Origin of the sequence: Cupriavidus sp. WS (genome assembly GCF_000395345.1) — a bacterium.
Classification (GTDB): domain Bacteria; phylum Pseudomonadota; class Gammaproteobacteria; order Burkholderiales; family Burkholderiaceae; genus Cupriavidus; species Cupriavidus basilensis_B.
Window position 1 is genome coordinate 1 of the sequence record NZ_AQPL01000668.1, and the last position, 2,686, is coordinate 2,686.

The 2,686-nt window shown below is 66.2% G+C and carries 4 protein-coding genes; all 4 read right to left on the reverse strand.

Features of this window, described 5'->3' with window-relative positions:
* Nucleotides 1–524: DUF3577 domain-containing protein (locus K206_RS0136305; protein WP_020207123.1), on the reverse strand; the 524-nt coding region annotated here is incomplete at its 3' end.
* Between the two features lie 263 nt (nucleotides 525–787).
* On the reverse strand, nucleotides 788–1,288 hold the full coding sequence (locus K206_RS0136310; protein ID WP_020207124.1) for an XF1762 family protein: 501 nt from the start codon (nucleotides 1,286–1,288) through the stop codon (nucleotides 788–790).
* A gap of 153 nt (nucleotides 1,289–1,441) precedes the next feature.
* On the reverse strand, nucleotides 1,442–1,795 hold the full coding sequence (locus tag K206_RS0136315; RefSeq protein ID WP_020207125.1) for a DUF3085 domain-containing protein: 354 nt from the start codon (nucleotides 1,793–1,795) through the stop codon (nucleotides 1,442–1,444).
* A 144-nt stretch (nucleotides 1,796–1,939) separates the two neighbouring features.
* Nucleotides 1,940–2,686 (reverse strand): hypothetical protein (locus K206_RS0136320; protein ID WP_020207126.1); only part of this gene is annotated, 747 nt, incomplete at its 5' end.

Genomic DNA, 2,686 nt, shown 5'->3' on the forward strand with positions numbered 1-2,686 from the left:
TACTCCGGTTCATCGACAGGCCCAGCCAGCGCAGCGACGGTGCATGCGAGGAACGGATCGCCGTCCTTTGGGGCGACGTCCTTCGGATGGCTGAGGTAGCCGATGCCGCGGGTAATCAGCTCGTGCTGCCTGATCGAAGCGAGTTCGGCCCGATCAAGCGGCTCTGCCTTGAGCAGTCGCGCCTTGAGAGACGCGCTGGCCTGGCCCTTGTGCTCACCCTTGTCGCGGATGTACGCATCGCCCCAGAGGTCGCCGAGGCGGAAGCGCACCAACGGGCGCTGCTTGGGATCATCAGCGCCGATGTAGCGCTCGACGAGCTTCTTGGCCTCGGCACCTGAGACCTTGACGTCGAAGTAGCGGTAGCTGGGATCCTTGGCGGAGCCAACCAGTGCAGCGATGGTGCATGCCAGGAAGGGCTGCGCGCGGCGGCCGCCCCTGACGGGCACTTCACGGGCACGCTGGATGTAGCCGATGCCCGAGGTGTGAAGGTCGAAATACGATTTCTCGTTTGACGTGGTGCTCATGGTGAATCTCCATTGGGATAAAGCGGAGACACACCGGCCCCACGCATGCGGGGAAAGGTGCGTAACCCCGCGGTGGGTTGATAAGGCGAAAGCATCCGCCACCAGGACCGGTGGCCGCTCGCGAATGGATGCGGTGCGAGCTGGCTCGGTCACGCAGTGGGAACTGCGCCGCAACCTCGAAGACCGATGGTTGCTTGGCATGTCGCTGACAACGTCAGCAGGCATGGGGTCAGCATGGCCAGGCCTCGCGCGCGCGACAGCAATCAATCGGCATCCGGGCATTTCCTTTTGTCCACGCCGCCCGGCGCCTGCCACAGGGACTTGGGATGGCGCAGGTGCTCGGGGGTGTCGGCACGGGTGCGGCTGGGACGGCTCCAGGCGCCGCCGCCGCGCATGCCGATCAGCCGCCATCCGGCGGCGCGCAGGCTGGCGCCGCCTTCCTCGGGCAAGGTGTAGGTGATCAGGCGCGTGTAGCCCATGGCCTTCGCCGCCTTCCAGGCGGCACCATAGAGCTTGCTGCAGGCGTTCGGCGCGCCATCGGTGCAGAGCCTAGTCACTTCGAGGGTCCAGCCGTCGTCCAGGTGTCGTGCGACAGGGCGGCCGACGATGGCCACACCGCAGACGCGGTCGCCACAGCCCAGCGTGACGGCCAGAGCGAACTTCGCTCCCTGTACCGGACGGTGGTGGCGGTGGTGCTCCTGCACGAAGGCATTGGCGGTGCGCAGCGAGACGGGCCGCAGTTGCAGCCGTGGCGAATCGTGCATGGGGTTGTCTCCGTTGGCATATCGGCCAAACAAGCCGACGAGGCAGGCCTTGGCGGCCAGAGACGAGCGCGCACGCGCCGAGATGGCCGCGGTGCGGAAAAAAGAAGGCCCCCGGGGTGCGGGGGCTGCGAAAGACGAACGGCGGCTGCCGCTCTACGTGGGAGGCACGACCTGCAACGACAGGTGCGTGGCGGTGGCCGATAGCATCAGATCGTCCGCGGTGTGCAGGATGCGAGCGAATACGCCGTCCTTCGGGTCGAAGTACTCGGCAAAGTCGTCGCCACCCAGCTCGCGTTGGGCGAGGTGCCACCAGTCATCGAACGGGTCGGTGTCTGGGTTGCAGCCGATCGCGTAGGCCAGCAGCTTCTGACGTCCGTCCGGGCGGCGCTTCCCGCGCTCGGCGAGGAAGTACACGCCATGGTCCTTGACCAGGACGGCGCGGCACTGGTTGGCGAGCGCTTCGGTTAGTACGGGGCGCAGGTCGGAGCCTTTGAATCGCAGTGACATGGATGAAATCTCCTGGATGGAATAGAGAAAAGGCCCTCCACCCGGATGGATGGAGAGCCTGTGGGGCACGCGGCCGGATAGGTTGAAACGCCGTGGCTGGGGCCTCGGGTCAGCCGTGGAGCCGCCTGGCTTCGCTGCGAGGCGTCATGCCGGGACGGCCTGGCGCCGCCGGTTCGCCTTTGCGTCGATCACGCTCACGTCGATCAGGCGCCAGCGCCCGTCGTCGATGAGCCGCGCCAGCACCTCACCGAGCATGTCGAAGTACACCTCGTCGTGCCGATCGACCAGCTCACCGTCGCGGCGCAGTTCGACCACGTAGGTGTCGCCGCCACGGTCGTAGAGGATCGTCACCTGGCCCTCGAACTTCGCGGTCGAGACCGTGAAGTTGATCGCCGGAGGCGTTTCGATGATCTTGGACGGTTTGGGATCGACCCAGGTGAAGTCGCGGGCGCTCGCATCGACCAGCATGTGGGTGATGCGCCGGAACCCGTCGGGCGCCGGCATTTCCTCCAACTGCTGAATGAGCTGGCCCAGTTCCATGCACTGCGGCGCGGGGATGGGCAGCTTGGCCGGTGCAGAACCGAGGATGTGCGTCTTGATGGTGTAGGGCTTCCCATCCGACGTGTACTCGGTGCGCTCTTCCGGCGTGTCCGCGCGCAGGCCATCGAAACGGCGCCGTGCGTAGGGCTGGACATGCACCTTGGCGCCCTCGCTGGGAACGGCGGTGACCAGGCTGGGATCGAGCACCGCGAACTCGCTGGGCTTGAGCTTGACGACGATGGCGTCGTCGTTGGCCGCGACCACCTTGCCGTCGAAGGGCTGAGGGTCGATGGCAAAGCCCAGTGTCGAAGACTGCGGCTGATCGTCGAACACGCGGTACTTGAACGACCG

Excerpts from the sequence above, each read along its gene's own strand:
- K206_RS0136315 (WP_020207125.1), bottom strand. The coding sequence starts at position 1,795 with ATGTCACTGCGATTCAAAGGCTCCGACCTGCGCCCCGTACTAACCGAA.
- K206_RS0136310 (WP_020207124.1), bottom strand. The coding sequence starts at position 1,288 with ATGCACGATTCGCCACGGCTGCAACTGCGGCCCGTCTCGCTGCGCACC.